The organism is Pedobacter sp., from assembly GCF_965279535.1.
Lineage (GTDB): Bacteria > Bacteroidota > Bacteroidia > Sphingobacteriales > Sphingobacteriaceae > Pedobacter.
Genome location: NZ_OZ257244.1, coordinates 4,315,379 through 4,334,835 on the forward strand (window position 1 = coordinate 4,315,379; position 19,457 = coordinate 4,334,835).

The window sequence follows — 19,457 nt, forward strand, 5'->3', positions numbered from 1 at the left end:
TGTATATTTTATATTATACGCAACGGGATCCACCTTCCTGTCGGAAAATGACAATAATAATGTTGCTAATAATGTTTGTGTTAAAATTCATGTTCTGGATCGAACACAAACATACTAACTAATTAATAAATGCAAAGAACAATTTAAAAAAATGAGGTTTTATATGATTACCTCATAGTTTACTTTTTCGAGAACCAGGTTTTTGTAGGCCCTTTGAATGGTGTATCCAATCGATTCTCTCCAAAGTGGACGAAAAACCACATCATCTATTGCCGCTATGCCGGCAATTTCTGTAGCTGTTCCACATAAAAATGCACCATCTGCATTTTTCAGTTCGGATACAGTAATATCCTTTTCAATGCATTCAATATCTAAAACATGGCATAACTCTTTTACTGTGGTTCTGGTAATGCCAGGCAAAATATTCCCTGTTTTCGGTGTATATAATTTGCCGTCTTTTTCTATAAAAATATTGGCTCCGGATGCCTCGGCAACCAATCCATTCATGTCTAATAGTAATGCTTCGTCAAAACCTGCAGCTTTTGCTGCAGTAGTTGCTAAGATGGAGTTTACATAATTTCCACTCAGTTTGGCTTCCATGGGTGTAGACTTGGGATTTGGACGTTCGTATTTCGAAATCCCTAAGTTTAGAAGTTTACTCCCCGAATATGCATCCCATTCCCAGGCACAAATTAAAATAGAAACCCCTGACGGCTCATTTAATTTCATGTTTGGGTGGCAAAAAACGAGTGGACGGATGTAAGCATCCTTCAATTTGTTTAACTGAAGTAGTTTATAAGTGGCAACAATTAGCTCTTGTTTATCCCATGGAAATGGAATGTTCGCCAGTTGGCATGAACGTTCTAAACGATCAAAATGTGCAGCAGCTTTAAAAATCCGATTACCATTATGGGTTTTATAAGCTCTTATGCCCTCGAAAGCGGCATAACCATAATGCAATGACTGGCCATATAGGTCGGTACTGCTATTGATAGCTTTATCGAACTTTCCATCAAGGTAAATAATCGTGTTTGAATTATAGTAGTTCATTTTACACGTGTTTTGTTATTCAAAAAAAGCGCCCCGTTTGTGTCGGGACGCTTTAGTATTTTTTAGTTTTTTAATCTATTTAAACTGCGCCCGCTTATTGCCTAATAGGTTTAAGAGTAAGAGGTTTACTAAAATGACAGGAAACAACAGCACATTTCCAACTGCAAGAGCAGTAAGATTTGTAAGCGTATTGTTGTTTTGGATTGCCATTATTTTTTCTAATTGTTTATAAAACCAATTTAGTTTTTGGTATAGAATTATGCAAGGAAAAATGAAAAAAAACAAAATTAGAATATAGTTTCTGTAAAATTGTTTATTTCGAAATATAATTTCGTATTGGTGTTGAATTAGTGATTTAATACCGATGGCCGTAGACCAAATATCAAATCGGTATACGGTATAGATGTTATGCTTGCATTGTATTTTTTGATATTTTCTGCCTAAAATTGAATTTGGGTAGAGAAAAGTTGCATTTTTTGAGTAAAAATGAGCGCCAACACCTAAAGCAAAAAAGCACTGTTTATCGTTCGTGTGTAGGATGATACCTCATGAGCTTCATGCCGTAAAACCATCTGTCTGAAATGCTTAACAGATTACCTTCAAACTCGTAACCTGGAAAGAGTCGGGAGATTACATTTTCTTTTTTCAGCAATCTTTCCAGTTTTTTGATAGCCAATGGATGGAGCCGTTGAAAATACGGGTTTATTAAGTTTTGTTCTTTCAGCAGCAAACTACCATCATATATTTCAGCATCAGTTCCTTGTAAGGGTTGAGCTTCATATAAAGCTTTTAAATCTCCCCAGATGTTATTGAAGATTGTGTCGCTTCCTTTATTAACAAAGTCTTGAATCTGGTGATTTGAATACCCACAGATTGTGGCCATTGGGTGTAATAGATGTTTCAGTTTTCTTGCAGTTGAAGCAGCTACGCCTGGCCACCTGGTTTTAAAGCCCAAGGAATCAGTTTGATGTTGAAACCATAGGTAAAATGAACAACGCTCATTAAGATTTTTATACTCCAGGTAACCATTTTGTTTTTTTATATTGATGAAATTGGCCTGGTTCCAGATTTCATTGCTTTTTTCCCGATCTGACTTTAACCAGTTTCCATCCGTTCCCTGGTGTTTTCCTTTTGGGTTTTCTGCCATATAAATGGCTAAAGATTGGTATTCTTTACCTAATGTAAATTTGCTCGACAACAGAATGCTCAGTAGAAAGATTATGGAAGTGGTTAATTTGCTGGTATTCATCATATCTTTTAACAAGATACGTCAAAAATAAGGTTTAGGTTGCTCTGCTAAAAACAAAAAGCCCTTTCGGAATTACCGAAAGGGCTTTGCAAGTGTGTGTTGATGTGTTTTTAAGCTATACCTTCAGCTAAAACAACAATTTTATTGTGGATAGCTTCTACAACTCCTCCTTTAATAAAAAAGCGCTCCTCGTCGGCTTTGCCTTTGATAATAACTTCTCCATCTTCTAAAGTAGAGATAATAGGGGCGTGGTCTTTTAAAATCTGGAAAGAACCTAAAGTACCAGGCACCGTAACCGCGGTTACTTCACCTTCGTAAACTTTTTTATCTGGAGTTAATATTTCTAAATTCATTTTGAATAGATTTGAAATGTGAGGCATGAGATATGAGACAAAGTCCCTCTCACGTCTCACATCTAGTGTCTCAGGTCTGCTAGTTCGCTTCTGCTAATAATTTTTTACCTTTTTCGATAGCGTCTTCGATGCTACCTACCAAGTTAAATGCAGCTTCAGGATACTCATCAACTTCACCATCCATGATCATGTTGAATCCTTTGATGGTGTCTTTAATGTCTACCAATACACCTGCTAAACCAGTGAACTGCTCAGCTACGTGGAAAGGTTGAGATAAGAAACGTTGAACACGACGCGCTCTTGATACGACTAATTTATCTTCTTCAGATAACTCATCCATACCTAAGATTGCGATAATATCTTGCAATTCTTTATAACGTTGTAAAGTTTCTTTCACGCGTTGAGCGGTGTTATAATGCTCATCACCTAATACTGCAGGAGAAAGGATACGTGAAGTAGAATCTAATGGATCTACCGCAGGATAAATACCTAACTCAGCAATTTTACGGGAAAGTACTGTTGTTGCATCTAAGTGGGCGAAAGTTGTAGCCGGAGCCGGGTCAGTTAAATCATCCGCAGGTACGTATACCGCTTGTACTGAAGTAATTGAACCACGTTTAGTTGAAGTAATACGCTCTTGCATCAAACCCATCTCAGTAGCTAAAGTTGGTTGGTAACCTACTGCTGAAGGCATACGGCCTAATAACGCTGATACCTCAGAACCTGCTTGTGTGAAACGGAAGATGTTATCAACGAAGAAAAGAATATCTTTTCCTGCGCCTTCTCCATCGCCATCACGGAAATATTCAGCAACAGTTAAACCTGATAATGCTACACGAGCACGTGCACCAGGAGGCTCGTTCATTTGACCGAATACTAGGGTTGCTTTACTTTCTTTTAATTTTTCAGTATCAACAGCGTTCAAATCCCATCCACCTTTTTCCATTGAGTGTAAGAAATCATCACCATAGTTGATTACACCTGACTCGATAAACTCACGAAGTAAGTCGTTACCCTCACGAGTACGCTCACCAACACCAGCAAATACTGATAAACCAGCATAGGCTTTAGCGATGTTGTTTACCAACTCCATAATTAATACCGTTTTACCTACACCAGCACCACCGAATAAACCGATTTTACCACCTTTTGCATAAGGCTCTAATAAATCGATTACTTTGATACCTGTGAAAAGTACTTCAGTTTCAGTAGATAGATCTTCAAACTTAGGAGGAGTTGCGTGGATCGGATTACCATTAGTATTATCTACCGCGTTGATACCATCAATGGCTTCACCAACTACGTTAAATAAACGACCTTTAATCTGATCGCCGATTGGCATTTTAATCGCAGAACCTGTATCAACTACTTGCATTCCACGTACCAATCCGTCTGTTGAGTCCATCGCAATAGCACGTACACGGTCTTCACCTAGGTGCTGTTGAACTTCTAAAACAATTTTTTGTCCGTTTTCTTTTTTGATCTCTAATGCATCAAAAATTTTAGGTAGATGGGCATCATCAGCAAAGCTAACGTCAACCACTGGGCCGATAATTTGTGCTATTTTTCCTAAGTTAGGCATATCTGTTGTGAGTAAAATTATTACAGTCAATGAATTAAAGCAGTTTGTTAGGGCTCCAATTCGGTTGGCAAAGTTAAGCTTTTATAAATTAATTTTAAATATATTATATAGATTTTTTCAACAGTGTTTTTATGGGTATTTTCGAAACCTAAATTAAATTTATGAAAACCATTTTAGTTACTGGCAGTAATGGCCTTTTGGGGCAGAAAATAACCGAAAAAGTACTGGCTGGGGGTAGCATTAAACTGATTGCCACCTCCAAAGGCGCTAACCGCTATCCGGTAATACAAGGTTATGAATATGCCGAGATGGATATACTAAACCCCGATCAGGTAAGGGAAGTTGTTGAAAAGTATAAGCCTGATGCAATTGTGCATACTGCTGCTATGACTAATGTAGATACTTGTGAGGCACAAAAAGAATTGGCATATGCGCTTAATGTAGATGCAGTACAAGCTTTAATTTCGCTTTGCGGAGAGAAAAATATTCAGCTGATACATTTAAGTACTGATTTTGTATTTGATGGGGCTGATGGGCCGTACAAAGAAGAAGACGCGGTTAATCCTGTAAGTTATTATGGAGAAACAAAGGTGTTGGCCGAGGAATTACTTAAAGCTTCAAAGATTAAATGGGCAGTAATACGTACAATTTTAGTTTATGGAATAACCAGCGATATGAGCCGCAGTAATATCGTGCTTTGGGCCAAAGGAGCTCTAGAGAAAGGTTCTCCCATTAATGTAGTAAATGATCAGTGGCGGATGCCGACTCTCGCAGAAGATTTGGCAGAAGCTTGCCTGCTTGCAGTAGAAAAAGAAGCACAGGGCATTTATCATATTTCTGGCAAAGATTACATGAGCATTGCAGATTTAGTGAGAAAAGTTGCCGATTATTGGGCGCTCGATAAGTCGGTCCTTTCAGAAGTCAGTTCTGAAAGCTTAAATCAAACAGCCAAGCGTCCGGTGAAAACAGGCTTTGTACTGGATAAAGCCATTGGAGATTTGAATTACCAGCCGCACAGTTTTGAGGAGGGCTTAAGGATTGTTGCGCAGCAAATCAATTTACGCTAATAAGTGGTTAGTATCTAATTGATTTTCCAAACAATTAAGCAATTAAACAGTTAGACAATAATACAATTCAGTTTGCGGTGTTCAGTTAAGCAATTGAGTTGGCAATCTTCAAGTTAAACAATTAAACTATACTAGAATGGCATTACAAGTAGGCGACATAGCCCCTGATTTTAAATTATACACTTCAGAGTTGACAGAGATTTCTCTTTCAGCATTTAAAGGCAAGAAGGTAATTATTCATTTCTTTCCAATGGCATTTACTGGTACGTGTACCGAACAGCTTTGTGCCATGAGAGATAACTTCAGTTATTATGAGGGGATTAATGCCCAGGTTATTGGTATTTCTGTTGATTCTCCATTTTCATTAGCGAAATTTAAAGAAGTTCAAAGCTATCAGTTTCCGTTGTTGTCTGATTTTAACAAGGAGGTTTCTAAAGCCTATGGTGCTTTTTACGATGAATTTGTGTTTGGATTGAAGGGGGTTTCTAAAAGAGCAGCATTTGTTATTGATGAAGAAGGAAAAATTGCCTACGCTGAAATTTTGGAAGATGCGAAAGAGCTTCCTGATTTTAAGGCGATTAACGATGTATTGAATGCTTCGGGGGTGGAGGCAGGCTAACAATTTCAAAGTTTTTTTAAAATAAAATTTGGAAATTAAGATTGAGTTCATACTTTTGCAGTCCGTTAGCGAACGGAAATGCATTCGTAGCTCAATTGGATAGAGCATCTCACTACGGATGAGAAGGTTTGGGGTTCGAATCCCTACGAGTGCACAATTTGGAAGAAGCCTTGTTGCCCCATGGCGACAAGGCTTTTTAATTTTAAAGATAACCTAAACCACGTTAATGCTTAATTTAGTTCTCTTTGGCCCTCCAGGGGCGGGTAAAGGCACCCAATCTGAAAAGCTGATTGCAAAATATCAGTTGGTACATGTTTCAACAGGCGACCTTTTTAGGGCACATGTTAAAAATCAAACTGAATTAGGACAAAAAGTGAGTCAGTTGTTAGCTGATGGTGAATTAGTACCAGATGCGATTACAATTGCGATGTTGGAAGAAGAAGTAGATAAAAATCCTGAAGCTAAAGGTTTTGTGTTTGACGGATTTCCTCGTACTGTTCCACAGGCAGAAGAGCTTGACTTATTTCTGGAACGTAAAGGAAGCAACATTGCAGGTGTTATTGCCTTAGATGTGAACCAGGAAGAATTGACTAAACGTATCGCTGAGCGCCATAAAGTAAGTGGCAGACCAGATGATGATGCGGAGAAGTTGAAAAAACGTATTTCAGAGTACTTTGATAAAACCATCCATGTATTACCTTATTATGAGGCACAAGGAAAGTTGAATAAAGTAAACGGAATAGGTGAAATAGAAACAGTATTTAATGATCTTTGCGCTGTTATTGATCAATACTAAGTAATAAGAGTTTTTTTTAATGGCGGGAAGGATTTATTTTTTTCCGCCATTTTTTATTTAAGGAGTAATATTATGTCACAGGGTTCCAATTTCGTTGATTATGTAAAAATATGCTGCCGCTCTGGTAAGGGAGGCGCAGGCTCTGCACATTTACATCGCGATGTTTTAACATCTATGGGTGGTCCGGATGGTGGTGATGGCGGTCGTGGTGGTCATATCATTGTTAAAGGGAGTACCCATATCTGGACTTTATTACACTTAAAATATCGTAAGCACATCATTGCCGAAGATGGTATGGCAGGTGGAAGTTCGCATAAATCGGGCAGACAGGGTAAAGATGAAATTTTAGAAGTTCCACTGGGTACCATTGCTAAGAATGCAGAAACCGGAGAAGTACTTTTTGAAATTACCAAAGATGGTGAAACCAAAATTTTAACACCTGGAGGTCGCGGAGGTTTAGGTAATGCTCATTTTAAAACCCCAACGCAACAAACACCTCGTTTTGCACAGCCTGGTGAGGCAGGGCAAGAAGTTTGGAATGTCCTGGAGCTCAAGGTATTGGCAGATGTTGGTTTGGTAGGATTCCCAAATGCAGGTAAATCTACTTTATTATCCGTGCTTTCTGCCGCAAAGCCTGAGATTGCCGATTATCCTTTTACCACTATCGTACCTAATTTAGGTATTGTAAGTTATAGAGGAGGTAAATCGTTCATCATGGCAGATATACCGGGAATTATCGAAGGTGCATCTAAAGGCAAAGGATTGGGTTATCGTTTCTTGCGTCATATCGAACGTAATTCGGTGTTACTGTTTATGGTTCCGGCAGATACCAGCAGAAGTATTAAAGAGGAATACGAAATCCTTAAAAAAGAATTATTGTCTTACAACCCGGAATTAATGCAGAAGCCACATGTACTGGCCATAACAAAATCCGATATGCTGGATGATGAGTTAATGACCGAAATGAAACAAGACCTGCCTGATATTCCATCCATTTTTATCTCTTCTGTCGCTGAAAAAGGTTTAACAGAATTGAAGGATATGCTTTGGAAAGCTATCGACGGGTAGTTTGGTTTTCAGTTGGCAGTTTTCAGTTTGCAATTCTCAGTTCTCAGTTGGCAGTTTTTAGTCAAATAAATTGATAGACAATTGAGCGATTAGAGTTCTACTCGCTGGGTCAGCTAAATAACTCAACGATTAAGCGACTCACCAGTTCATCAGTTTTCAGTTGGCGGTTTGCAGTTTTCATTCATGAAGCAGAAGCAATTAGACGATTCAACAGTTAAACAACTCACCAGAATCATCTAAACCCATCAACCGCCAATCCGGCCCATTCTTTTAGGATCTTTTCCCATCCCGCGAATGCAGAAGCACTAGGAATGATAAAATCTCCAAGGTCAAATGTGGTTTTGCCTTCAAAGTCAGTTGGGTAATAATCCAGCTGTTTTTTAGAAAACCGACTAAAGATTAGTTTTGTTCTGGGGATATGCCATGCGCTGGTGATTATCAATATGCTGGCATTTGATTTATATTTTTCTATTAACTTCAAACTGTACTCCGCATTTTCTAAAGTATTTCTGCTTTGGTTTTCTACCAGAATAGCAGTATCCGGTATACCGATTTGTTTCAGATAGGTAACGGCCAAATCGGCTTCTTTAACGCTTTTGTCTATGAGGTTAGCATTACCACTACTGATCAGGATTTTGCCGATTTTCCCTGTTTTATAAAGTTTGATGGTCTGAAAAAGTCTATCACCACTATCTTCAAATTGAATGCTGTTATTACGCTTATTGTGAGCAGAAAAACCTCCCAGTAATATTCCTACATCATATTGATTTTCAGTTGGGTATCGAGGTTCATACCAAAGGGCGATTTTGCCAAAGATAAAACCATTGGAAAAGAGAAATAATAAAACCAAGGCCGAGGCCAGGAGCTTCTTGCGTGTGTTTTCCGTTTTAATTGATAAAGCGGTAATCAGAAGGGCTATAATCCAAACAATTGGCTTAATCAGGAAGAGCAAAATCTTAGACAATACAAAAATCATGATGTAAAGCTAAGAATTTGTTCAAATCCTGATCAAATTAGCTTGTTTTTATCCTTGTCCTTCTTGAACCTGCCCGTTTTCATAAGCATGTTCAAGGATATCTTTGGTATCTGTTTTACGTTTTTTAGTAACTTTATGTTTGAAATGAGGAACTTCATGCGATACAAAATCCTCTTCAATAGCCTCAACACCAAATACTTTTTCTTTTAGCAGATTGTACTTATCCTGGAAACCGTACCTCAGGTTTCTTGCTCCACTGGCAATCTTACCTCTTGTTCCGGCTCCGCTATCTGGGGCAAATAAAATACTGATTACAGCACCTGCGGCTAAACCTGCAACTAAAGCGATGGCTACTTGTGCATTGCTATTTGATTTTTGCGTCAAAAAATTTCCGATTAACTTTCTGTATTTCATGGCTATGTATTTTTAAAGCTAACAATTGCTATCAGATAAAGTTTCGCAAAAGTTAAATCGAATCGTAATAGCGTATAATATTTGCTAAGTTTAATTTTTAAATTTTAGTACAAAAAATGGTTAAAGCAACAATTAACAAAGAGCACTATGCATGCTCAGTTACCAATGGATCACATGAAATTGTAGTTGATGAGCCTCTTGAATTGGGCGGAACACATCAAGGATTTGCCCCCAAGGGATTATTGATGGCATCATTAGCATCTTGTGTGGCCATTACCCTCCGCATGTATGCGGATAGGAAAGGTTGGGAAATTGATAAAATTGAGGTGGAAGTAAATGTTGGAAGCGAAAATAATCAACTGCTTTTTCTGGAAGAAATCGTTTGTACCGGACCACTTACCCGAGAGCAGAAGGATAGACTGGAAGACATCGCTCAAAAATGTCCTGTGAGTAAAATACTTGCTGCAGGAAATGAAATCAGATCTAAGGTATTGTAAGTTACTATAATCCTTCAGTTAAATGGAGTTTAAAGATTAATGTGGAAAACGCTTCTTTAATCCCCTGCATTTTGGCTGAAGCTTTAATATCTTTGCAAGATATAGCCAAGTTTGTGTTTTTGATACAGATTTATTCAAATAACGATTTTATCACATGCCTACCGAAATAAAATGCCCCAACTGTGCCCACGTTTTTCCGATGGAAGAAGCTATGGCAGAAGATTATAAGAAAGAGCTCCGCGAGAAGATGTTGTCTTTTACCAAGCAGAAGGATGAAGAGTTTCAAAGGAGGCTGGCTACACTGGATGCTGAAAAACAGCAACAACAAAAAGCATTTGATGCCAGGTTGATTGAAGAGAAAAATAAGCTTAAAGAAGATTTAGAAGGAGATTTACGTAAACGTATTGCCTCAGATTTTGAAACCAAGCTGCAGATGCTGGAGGGTAATGCAAAGGAAAACGAAGAAAAACTAAAACTGGCGCGCGAAAAAGAACTGGAATTTTTACGTAGAGAACAAAGCTTAAAAGTTAAGGAAGAAGAGATGGAGCTTGCTTTTCAGCGTAAGATGCAGGAACAGCGAAATGAATTGGTTGAACAGATTCGCAAGCAGGAGGCCGAAAAAAATAGCATTAAAGAAACGGAACATCAGCTGCGCCTGAAGGAGTTGGAAAAACAACTGGACGATCAGAAAAAGCTCGCAGAAGAAATGAAGCGTAAAGCGGAGCAGGGAAGTATGCAGCTCCAGGGCGAGGTACAGGAGTTGATTTTGGAAGAGCTTCTGCGAAGCAACTTTCCATTTGATTTAATTGAAGAAGTAGGAAAAGGTGTTCGTGGCGCCGACTGCGTGCAGGTTGTTCGTAACCAGTTTGGGCAAGAGTGTGGCAAAATCATTTATGAGAGTAAACGCACCAAAGATTTTGGGGGTGATTGGATAGAAAAGCTCAAAAAGGATATGCGGAGTATGGGGGTAGATGTTGCAGTAATTGTAAGCCAATGTTATCCTAAAGGGATGGATTGTTTCGGACAAAGGGATGGTGTTTGGATTTGCTCTTTCGAGGAGGTTAATGCCGTAGCTTATGTTTTGCGGGATGGTATTCTGCGCCTGTCAAGTGCAATGAAATCACAGGAAAACCGTGGGGATAAAATGCACATGCTTTATGATTATTTAACCGGAGCAGAATTTTCAGAGCAGTGGAAAGCCATTAGAGAAGGCTTTATGAGCATGAAATTATCTATTCAACGCGAACGTGATGCTATGGAACGTTTGTGGAAAGCCCGTGAAAAACAATTGGAAAAAGTGCTGTTAAACGCAACGCACATCAGAGGTTCAATTGAAGGAATTGCGGGGAGTGATACCATTCATTTAAGTTTAACGGAAGGTGATGATGAACTTTTGTTGGATTAAATGGATTGAAATTAAGGGTGCTGTAATTTGTTGTGCTTAACTTGTTTCAGCATCTTTATCATATAAATTAAACCTTTCGGCAGGAATTTATTACTACCGAACTATAATACAATAATAATTAGCTGTTTGATGATCATATCAACCGGCAGTATAAACTTAATACATAAAACAGTGAATAAAGACCAGAAAAATAATCTCGCAGCCGATCAAGTTTCTAGATTCTTAGCAATAATTTGCTTCATTTTATTTTCCGGGAACGTTTCCGGTCAGGAGTTGAAGTCGCCAGATGCCAATCTGGTTGCGAAATTTGTACTTGAAACCGGAGGTGTACCCACTTACAGTTTAACTTATAAAGGAAAAGCGGTAATTAAACCGAGCAAATTAGGCCTTGCTTTAAAAACAGGTACATCACTGCTGGATGGCTTTACGGTTAGCGATACCAAGACCAGTACATTTAATGAAACCTGGAAACCGGTATGGGGTGAGGTAAAGGAAATTGTCAATCATTATAATGAATTGGCCGTAACCTTAACCCAGCAATCAACAGAGCGTTATATTATTGTTCGTTTCAGGCTGTATAATGATGGTTTAGGCTTTAGATATGAATTTCCCGAGCAAAAGAAATTAGATTACTTCGTAATTAAAGAAGAACGTAGTCAGTTCGCTCTGGCAGGCGATCATAAAGCATTTTGGCTACCTGGCGATTACGATACGCAGGAATACAGTACTGTAACGTCAAATCTATCGGAAGTTAGAGCAAAAATGAAAGATGCCGTTACGCCTAATGCATCGCAAACTACTTTCTCGCCAACAGGATTGCAAACACCATTGATGATGAAGAGCAAGGATGGTTTGTACATTAACATTCACGAGGCAGCTTTAATTAATTATTCTTGCATGTCGCTTAATTTGGATGATAAAAATATGGTGCTCGAATCATGGTTAACCCCAGATGCAGTAGGAGATAAGGGTTATATGCAGGCGCCTTGCCAATCTCCATGGAGAACCATTATTGTAAGTGATAAAGCAGGAGATATTTTAACCTCAAAGCTTACCTACAACTTAAATGAGCCTACAAAATTCAAAGATGTTTCCTGGATTAAGCCAACTAAATATGTTGGGGTTTGGTGGGAAATGATAACTGGAAAAAGTACCTGGGCTTATAATGATTTAACCAGCGTTCAGTTGGGGATAACCGATTATAGCAAAACAAAGCCTAATGGGAAACATGCCGCCAACACCGCACATGTAAAAGAATACATTGATTTTGCTGCTAAAAATGGTCTAGATGCGGTATTAGTTGAAGGATGGAATGAAGGTTGGGAAGATTGGTTTGGCAAAACGAAGGATTATGTATTTGATTTCGTTACGCCATATCCGGATTTTGATGCTCAGGAATTGCACCGCTATGCTGCTAGCAAGGGAATCAAAATGATTATGCACCATGAAACCTCTTCTTCTGTTCGGAACTATGAAAGACATATTGATACGGCTTATAAATTTATGAAAGCCAATGGATATGATGCCGTTAAAAGTGGTTATGTAGGGAATATGATTCCGAGAGGAGAGCATCATTACGGACAATGGCTGATCAACCATTATCAATTTGCAGTAGAAAAAGCTGCCGAATATAAAATTATGGTTAACGCCCATGAAGCTGTAAGGCCAACCGGGTTGGCTCGTACTTATCCAAATTTAATTGGTAATGAAGCTGCAAGAGGAACCGAATATGAAGCTTTTGGTGGTAACAATGCCGATCATACCACTATATTGCCTTTCACACGCTTAATTGGTGGGCCAATGGATTACACGCCAGGGATTTTCGAAACCAAAGTGAGTGTTTATAATCCGGAAAATAATTCTTTTGTACACAGTACACTGGCGCGGCAGTTAGCACTTTACGTAACGATGTATAGTCCCCTGCAAATGGCAGCAGATCTACCTGAAACTTATAATAAACACATGGATGCTTTTCAATTCATCAAAGATGTGGCTGTAGACTGGGATGATACTAAAGTTTTGGAAGCCGAACCGGGTGATTACATTACTTATGCACGAAAGGCTAAGGGAAAAAACGATTGGTTTATTGGCAGTACCTGCGATGAAAATGGAAGAACTTCAAAAATTGATTTCAGTTTCTTAGATAAAGGAAAGAAATATCAGGCTACCATTTATGCAGATGGAAAAGGAGCACATTATGAAACTAATCCCAAAGCTTATGTAATACGGAAGATTGAAGTGACGAGCAAAAGTAAACTTTCTCAATATTGTGCTCCAGGCGGAGGCTATGCAATAAGTGTAATGGTTAAGTAAGATTTTTTTGTTATAGATTGTGTTTTTGTTATTTAAAAGGCTAAATAGTTAATTTTTTGGATTGATTTTTCGTTTTTTATTGATATATAAATATCTTTTTGTTGATTTTTTGTGAAAAATTATAATGGATATTTATAAATTGCAGCGTTTTTGGTGTTTTGATGGTTTTCGGGCTCCAAAAATGCTAACCAATCAAAATAAACTTAACGAAAAAGCAAATTAGTATGGCGAAAAATAAAAATCACATCGAACTTCAGTTCTTGAGTGAACCATCTGATATCAATTATGGTGGAAAAGTTCATGGAGGTACGATGATGAAATGGATTGACCAAGCTGCTTATGCCTGTGCATTACAGTGGAGTCAGTCTTATTGTGTAACGGTTTACGTTGGAGGAATCCGATTCTTTCACCCGGTTCATATCGGGCATTTGGTAAAGATGGACGCCAGAATCATTTATACAGGTAAAACCAGTATGCACATTGCTGTTGATGCTTATTCGAAACCTATTGGACGTGCCGACTTTGTGAAAAATACACATTGTATCATTGTTTTTGTTGCCGTGTACGATGATGGACAGCCAAAACCTATCCCTGCTTTTATACCTAAAACAGAGAAAGAAGTTGCCATGCATAGCTATGCGATTAAGTTAATGGACCTGCGCAAAAACATCGATAAGGAAATGGAGCCTTATATTGTTTAACTTTTGAATCAGTGGATTTGCTGTTTGTCATTCTGAACGCTTGAAAAGTCTCCAATCGATGAAATGCTAATGTGAATTTGGCACTGCCGTATTAATGATCGTATGCTGTCAAAACAGATTAGATTCGCTGAGTACCTTGTGATTCTTCAAGTGTTCATAATAACAAATATTGTTATAGAGGCCTTAACTTTAATAACATTACATACGCTATAGACAGAGACATAAATCAACTATTTTAACCGCTATCCAATTGCCGGTAGCTTAAAGTAAAATCTACTACCTTCTCCTAATGCACTGGTTACTCCAATTTTCCCTTGCTCGGCTTCAATAAAATCTTTTGATATTGCTAAACCCAATCCCGATCCGGATTTGTTTTGCCCATCGGTAGGTACCTGAAAATACCGATCGAATAAGCGCTTCTGGTATTTTTCATCAATGCCTTTACCAAAGTCTTTTACAGAGAATTCTATAAAGCCATCCTTTTGAAAAACGTCAATGAGTATGGTTGATTTTTCTGCGCTATACCGCAAGGCATTAGATAGGAAATTGACCATTACCCATGCGGTTTTCTGAATATCTGCATTTACTTCAGGTAGTTTTTCATCACAGTTAATTTGCAGTGTAATTGATTTTTGCTCTGCCTGAAACTTTACCGCTTCAATCGCATATTGAACAATTTCTACAGGGGAGGTAAGGGTAAAATTTAATTTTAAATTGCCGGTTTCTGCCTGAGATAGATCCAAAAGTTCACTGGTAATTTTTAGTAATCTATCACTGTCATCTTTGATATGTTCAACCAATTCCTGTTGTTCATCATTCATTTTACCTACCCGGTCATCTTTTAAGAGCTTTAAGCTCATTTTAATTGAAGAGAGGGGTGTTTTCAATTCGTGAGACACTGTGGCTATGAAATTGGTTTTGGCCTCATCAAGTTCTTTAAATTGCGTAATGTTTTTAAGTACATATACATTTCCGGCAGATTTGGTTGCACTGATTAAGGCTTCTTCGTTATTTTCTTCGTAATTCGGGATAATGATTTCACGACTTTCAAGTTGAAAATAAGACTCCTTATCATTAGCATATATTTTAAGCATTTGATCGGTGCTTTCAGGTTTAATGATGCGTTTAAGTAATTCATTTTTGCTTACCAATGTTGCTATGTCCTGGCCAATTACATGTTGCTCTTCAACATTCATCAGCTGTGCTGCAAGTTGGTTAAGAAATAATATTTCTCCTTTTTCGCTGACACCAATAATAGCATCCTGCATTTGGGCAATAATGGCTTCGATGCGTGATTTTTCTGACTTGATTTTCGAGAGATTGCTGTTTTCCCATTCGCTTAGTTTGGTAACCATACTGTTAAAAGCTTCAGCCAATTCGGTAAACTCATCGTTATTTTCAAAATGTAGACGCTGATTATAGTTCTTTTTACTGATCTGTTTAATGGCTGCGCTGAATTCTGCCAGTGGATTGGCAACAAAACCAGGAAAATTAACGATAAAAGTGAAGAGGATGATAAAGCTCAATGTAGCAGCAATCATGATATAAAGATTGGCTCTGCCAGCTGTTTCATTTGCCAATGCATTCTTATTGTAGATGGCGTTCAGGTTAAGTTGTTCGATACGATGCAAAATTGTACGTAAACTCTTTATACTATTCAGCTGAATGGTTTCTGACTGACTATGCTGCAAAGTGTTGTAAGTAGTTCTTAACTGATCGAATGCTGCTTTTTCACCAGGTTCGGTAATGTTTTCTCCTTCGCTAGCCATATTTTTTTCGAAGGTTTTAGATGCGGACTGACTAAGGGGGAAAATATTTTCATCTAATATGCTGCGCATTTCTGCAACATATTTTATGGATTTGTAGTTGTCTTTTAAGATTACTTTTGATTTGCTGGAAAGTTCATTTAAAAAGAATAAAGCAATCAAGCCAAATGCAAGTACAATTATAAAGAGAAACCCAAATCCAAAACGGAGCTTGGTTTTTATTTTCATGGGATGTGTTTTTATAATTTAATAACCACAGAGAATACTGAAATTTTTATTTTTTTTCCATGTGGCCTTTGTGTTGTTTTTAGTGCCCTTTGTAGTAAAAATACTTTGTTTATAACCATTGCGAACACCGGTTTTTTCCATTTTGGACAGGCAGTCTAATATTATACTTACTCTCTGTAATTAAAACTTAAGAGAGCACCACCAAGTCAATTTCTTTCGCCGCTAAATTACGCAACAGCTGATTAAAAATTGCCGTTCGAAGGATAACCTGAAAAATATTTAAATGAGGCTTCCCAATACAAATGGTGGTGATTTCTTTTTCCTGTGCCATGTTAATAATGCTTTGAGTAATCTGATTACTTTTAACTTTAATCACCTCTGCACCTAATTCTGTAGCTAACTTAAAGTGATTAATTAAATGCCTTTGCTTATCCAGCTTAATTTTATCGAAACTTTCCTGATCACTCTGTACATATAAAACAATCCATGCTGAGTGATAGTAGGAGGCTAACCGGGCAGTTTTCCGAATCACGACTCCTGCCGTTTCGGCATTAGAAGAAATGCAGGCCAGAAACTTTTCTGGCCTAAGTTTAATTGATTTTGGGATTTCAGTCTGAATTTTACGTTCTACCTGATGAACAACTTCTTTTAGTGCGAACTCCCTTAACTGTAATATTTTATCGGCCTGAAAAAAGTTTTCCAGTGCCCGTTCAACTTTGCTCTTGTCGTATATTTTCCCTTCTTTTAATCGGGTAATCAGTTCATCTGCAGTAAGGTCTATGTTTACAATCTCATCTGCAATCTGCAATATTTTATCAGGGATGCGTTCCGTTACACGGATCCCTGTAATCTGCTCGATCTCTTCATTGATACTTTCCAAATGCTGGATATTAACCGCTGAGATAACATTGATTCCAGCCTCCAGGAGATCAAAAACATCTTGCCAGCGTTTGGAGTTTTTACTTCCCTCAATGTTACTGTGCGCAAGTTCATCCACAATTACTATTTCCGGATGACGATTGAGTATGGCTTGCAGATCCATTTCTTCAACTTCCTTTCCGCGGTAGAAAAGTTTTCTGCGTGGGATGATGGGTAAGCCATTTACCAATGCTTCAGTTTCGGTTCTGAGGTGGGTTTCAACATAACCAATCCAAACATCTATACCACCCCGAAGCAGGGTATGTGCTTCCTGGAGCATCCGGTAAGTTTTGCCCACTCCGGCGCTCATGCCAATATAAATCTTGAGTTTACCTCTCCTTGATTTTTTGATCAGCTCCAGGAAATGTTTAACCGATTCTTCTTTTTCTTCCATGAGGTGATTTTAGATTTTGGAATATAGTTTGCGATTCAACCCACCGGATATGCCATTTTTAGAATGACACAGCAATACTTGCCGTAACAGTTGTATTGGCATTTACGAAATTACCTTCCCGATTAAAAATTTTGTCTTTACTATCATAGGTTTTACCTTCCAGCCTCAGTACTGCATTTGGTATTGGTGAATAATCAATATTTAAGGAGTAACCTTTTGTTTTAAATCCATTTGTAGTACCTGTTGGGATAAAAACGCCGTTCTTATCTTCATAATATTCAAACCTTCCGGCAATAGCCCATTGATTAGTCAATTTATACTGTGCAATCACTACCGGAGAAAGGACTTCGTTTTTGTCACTGCTTCCCTTAGTTTTTTGTTGCGTACCGTAATCAAGCCCCAGTGTAAGACCAAATTGATCCGTTACCTGAAAAATACCGTATATGTTATGATAGAAACGATTTACACGGACCGAATCTGCTCCTTCTGCACCTAAATAGTTGCTGTAATTTACGGTAATTTTCGAAGTTGGTTTCCAGGTAAACTGTAATCCACCAGCAGGTTTGTTATTTCCATCTACACGGGTAATTCGTTGCCAGCCATTTAAATAAAGTAGGGTAGCACTGAGTTTGCCATCCTGTGTGGCGTAGCTTAGCTTAGCTCCTGATTCATAATAAGGCGTATTTTCTGAGGAAATGTTCCTGGTTAAAATCCAGCAGTCTTTAGATATGGCACTCTCAAAACCAATGTGTGATGAAAATATACCTGCATCAATCCAAAGATTTTCAGTTTTAGATAATTTAATTCCTGCATTAGCCTCAAATATGTTTTTGAGTACACCTGTTTCGGCACTTAAGTTTGCATTTGTATATGTGCCAGCCATGAGTGCCAGATTAGCTCTGATGTTTCCACTATCATATGCTGCTTTGATGAAACCCAAATTCAGGTTCAGCTCATTAGCTCTGTTGTGTGAGTAAATGAAGCCTGGTCGATTATGATCGTTGGGTTTATTGAAATCATAGCCATAATAGGTTTCCAGGTAGCCCGAGAATTTAACTTTAGGGTCGTTTTGTGCATGTACATTTAAGGTTGCAGCTAATATCGTACTCAGGATGATTAATTTTTTCATTGTAGTATTATTAATAGTATTATTTGGTATTCGTACTGAACTTGTTTTATATATATGTCGTGGTGCAGACTGAATTGCTGCATTAGGATCAGGTTGATGATTACAGGTTATCTAAGGCTAAATTCAATTTAAGTACATTTACTGATGAAGGTCCGAATACGCCCATAAATGGTTTAAGTGTGTTTAAAGCGACTAATTCTTTTACCTTTTGTTGATCCAGATTACGGGCCTTAGCCACCCTGGCAATTTGAATGGCCGCACCTTGTTCTGAAATATTAGGGTCTAAACCACTTCCTGATGCAGTAACCAGGTCAGCAGGGATATCCTCTTTTTTCAATCCTGGGTTATATTTTATTAAGGTGTCAACTCTTGATTCTACTTCTTTAAGGTAATCGGGATTGGATGGACCTTTGTTAGAACCGGCCGAGCCGGCAGCATTATAACCAACGGCAGAAGGTCTGCCCCAGAAATACTGTGGTTTGGTAAATGACTGGCCAAGCAGGACATAGCCTACGGTTTTTCCGTTTTGAGTTATTTTTTCACCGCCTCCATTCCCTTTGGCTAACTTACCTGCCAGAGCTATACTTAATGGGTAGATAACGCAGAGCAATACGATTAGAACTAAGGTGAGGCGTATTGATTGTAAGATGTACTTTTTCATGATTTTTTATTTTTAAACTTTTTGTTTGTTGTCATCCTGAGCTAGTCGAAGGACTTTGGTAATTGCGTTTCGACGGGCTCAACGTGACAGTCATTTATTGTCATCCTGAGCTAGTCGAAGGACTTTGGTAATTGCGTTTCGACAGGCTCAACGTGACAGTTAATTTTTTTTGTTTGTTGTCATCCTGAGCTAGTCGAAGGAGTTTGTTAATTGCGTTTCGACAGGCTCAACGTGACAGTTTTTTGTTGTCATCCTGAGCTAGTTGAAAGAC

At 38.2% G+C, this 19,457-nt stretch carries 18 protein-coding genes and 1 tRNA gene; 9 read left to right on the forward strand and 10 right to left on the reverse strand.

What is annotated here, in order from left to right:
• Nucleotides 1-159 precede the first annotated feature (159 nt).
• From ACQY77_RS17795 to atpD, 4 genes are all read right to left on the reverse strand, one after another.
• Nucleotides 160-1,050, reverse strand: coding sequence for an aminotransferase class IV (locus ACQY77_RS17795; RefSeq protein ID WP_421940956.1), 891 nt, complete (start codon nt 1,048-1,050; stop codon nt 160-162).
• Between the two features lie 520 nt (nt 1,051-1,570).
• Nucleotides 1,571-2,302: a hypothetical protein gene (locus ACQY77_RS17800; RefSeq protein WP_421940955.1), complete on the reverse strand. Its 732-nt coding sequence runs from the start codon at nt 2,300-2,302 to the stop codon at nt 1,571-1,573.
• A 107-nt stretch (nt 2,303-2,409) separates the two neighbouring features.
• Nucleotides 2,410-2,652 (reverse strand): ATP synthase F1 subunit epsilon, encoded by a 243-nt coding sequence (gene atpC / locus ACQY77_RS17805; RefSeq protein ID WP_090883555.1) that lies wholly within the window; start codon nt 2,650-2,652, stop codon nt 2,410-2,412.
• Between the two features lie 79 nt (nt 2,653-2,731).
• Nucleotides 2,732-4,234, reverse strand: a complete 1,503-nt coding sequence (gene atpD / locus ACQY77_RS17810; RefSeq protein WP_090883557.1) for a F0F1 ATP synthase subunit beta — start codon at nt 4,232-4,234, stop codon at nt 2,732-2,734.
• Nucleotides 4,235-4,395: 161 nt separating this feature from the next.
• On the opposite strand from atpD, the gene ACQY77_RS17815 reads away from it, so the two are divergent.
• The 5 genes from ACQY77_RS17815 to obgE all read left to right on the forward strand — a co-directional run bounded on the left by ACQY77_RS17815 (nt 4,396) and on the right by obgE (nt 7,784).
• Nucleotides 4,396-5,301 carry an SDR family oxidoreductase gene (locus tag ACQY77_RS17815; RefSeq protein ID WP_421940954.1) on the forward strand — a complete coding sequence of 302 codons (906 nt, stop codon included), beginning with the start codon at nt 4,396-4,398 and terminating at the stop codon, nt 5,299-5,301.
• Between the two features lie 136 nt (nt 5,302-5,437).
• Nucleotides 5,438-5,920 (forward strand): redoxin domain-containing protein, encoded by a 483-nt coding sequence (locus tag ACQY77_RS17820; RefSeq protein ID WP_421940953.1) that lies wholly within the window; start codon nt 5,438-5,440, stop codon nt 5,918-5,920.
• A gap of 80 nt (nt 5,921-6,000) precedes the next feature.
• Nucleotides 6,001-6,074, forward strand: a tRNA-Arg gene (locus ACQY77_RS17825).
• 72 nt (nt 6,075-6,146) lie between these two features.
• Nucleotides 6,147-6,716: an adenylate kinase gene (locus tag ACQY77_RS17830; protein WP_090883563.1), complete on the forward strand. Its 570-nt coding sequence runs from the start codon at nt 6,147-6,149 to the stop codon at nt 6,714-6,716.
• Between the two features lie 72 nt (nt 6,717-6,788).
• Entirely contained in the window at nt 6,789-7,784 is a 996-nt protein-coding gene (obgE, locus tag ACQY77_RS17835; protein ID WP_421940952.1) for a GTPase ObgE, read from the forward strand.
• A gap of 232 nt (nt 7,785-8,016) precedes the next feature.
• On the opposite strand, the gene ACQY77_RS17840 is transcribed toward obgE, so the two are convergent.
• Both ACQY77_RS17840 and ACQY77_RS17845 read right to left on the reverse strand, forming a co-directional pair.
• The gene (locus ACQY77_RS17840; protein WP_421940951.1) at nt 8,017-8,760 is read right to left on the reverse strand and encodes a YdcF family protein; all 744 of its coding nucleotides are present in this window, start codon (nt 8,758-8,760) and stop codon (nt 8,017-8,019) included.
• Nucleotides 8,761-8,808: 48 nt separating this feature from the next.
• The gene (locus ACQY77_RS17845) at nt 8,809-9,174 is read right to left on the reverse strand and encodes a YtxH domain-containing protein (protein WP_421940950.1); all 366 of its coding nucleotides are present in this window, start codon (nt 9,172-9,174) and stop codon (nt 8,809-8,811) included.
• 116 nt (nt 9,175-9,290) lie between these two features.
• Between ACQY77_RS17845 and ACQY77_RS17850 the strand changes: the two genes are divergently transcribed.
• The 4 genes from ACQY77_RS17850 (at nt 9,291) to ACQY77_RS17865 (ending at nt 14,090) form a co-directional block, all read left to right on the forward strand.
• On the forward strand, nt 9,291-9,671 hold the full coding sequence (locus ACQY77_RS17850; RefSeq protein WP_421940949.1) for an OsmC family protein: 381 nt from the start codon (nt 9,291-9,293) through the stop codon (nt 9,669-9,671).
• 154 nt (nt 9,672-9,825) lie between these two features.
• Nucleotides 9,826-11,076: a DUF2130 domain-containing protein gene (locus tag ACQY77_RS17855; RefSeq protein WP_421940948.1), complete on the forward strand. Its 1,251-nt coding sequence runs from the start codon at nt 9,826-9,828 to the stop codon at nt 11,074-11,076.
• Nucleotides 11,077-11,205: 129 nt separating this feature from the next.
• Nucleotides 11,206-13,389 (forward strand): glycoside hydrolase family 97 protein, encoded by a 2,184-nt coding sequence (locus ACQY77_RS17860; protein WP_421940947.1) that lies wholly within the window; start codon nt 11,206-11,208, stop codon nt 13,387-13,389.
• Nucleotides 13,390-13,613: 224 nt separating this feature from the next.
• A complete protein-coding gene (locus tag ACQY77_RS17865) occupies nt 13,614-14,090 on the forward strand; it encodes an acyl-CoA thioesterase (RefSeq protein ID WP_421940946.1) in 477 nt (158 codons plus the stop codon).
• 242 nt (nt 14,091-14,332) lie between these two features.
• Here the strand turns inward: ACQY77_RS17865 and ACQY77_RS17870 are convergent, their stop codons facing one another.
• From ACQY77_RS17870 to ACQY77_RS17885, 4 genes are all read right to left on the reverse strand, one after another.
• On the reverse strand, nt 14,333-16,084 hold the full coding sequence (locus ACQY77_RS17870) for an ATP-binding protein (protein ID WP_421940945.1): 1,752 nt from the start codon (nt 16,082-16,084) through the stop codon (nt 14,333-14,335).
• A gap of 187 nt (nt 16,085-16,271) precedes the next feature.
• On the reverse strand, nt 16,272-17,396 hold the full coding sequence (locus ACQY77_RS17875; RefSeq protein WP_421940944.1) for a sensor protein KdpD: 1,125 nt from the start codon (nt 17,394-17,396) through the stop codon (nt 16,272-16,274).
• 58 nt (nt 17,397-17,454) lie between these two features.
• The gene (locus ACQY77_RS17880; RefSeq protein ID WP_421940943.1) at nt 17,455-18,525 is read right to left on the reverse strand and encodes a porin; all 1,071 of its coding nucleotides are present in this window, start codon (nt 18,523-18,525) and stop codon (nt 17,455-17,457) included.
• A 100-nt stretch (nt 18,526-18,625) separates the two neighbouring features.
• Nucleotides 18,626-19,186 (reverse strand): K(+)-transporting ATPase subunit C, encoded by a 561-nt coding sequence (locus ACQY77_RS17885; RefSeq protein ID WP_421940942.1) that lies wholly within the window; start codon nt 19,184-19,186, stop codon nt 18,626-18,628.
• Between the last annotated feature and the right edge of the window lie 271 nt (nt 19,187-19,457).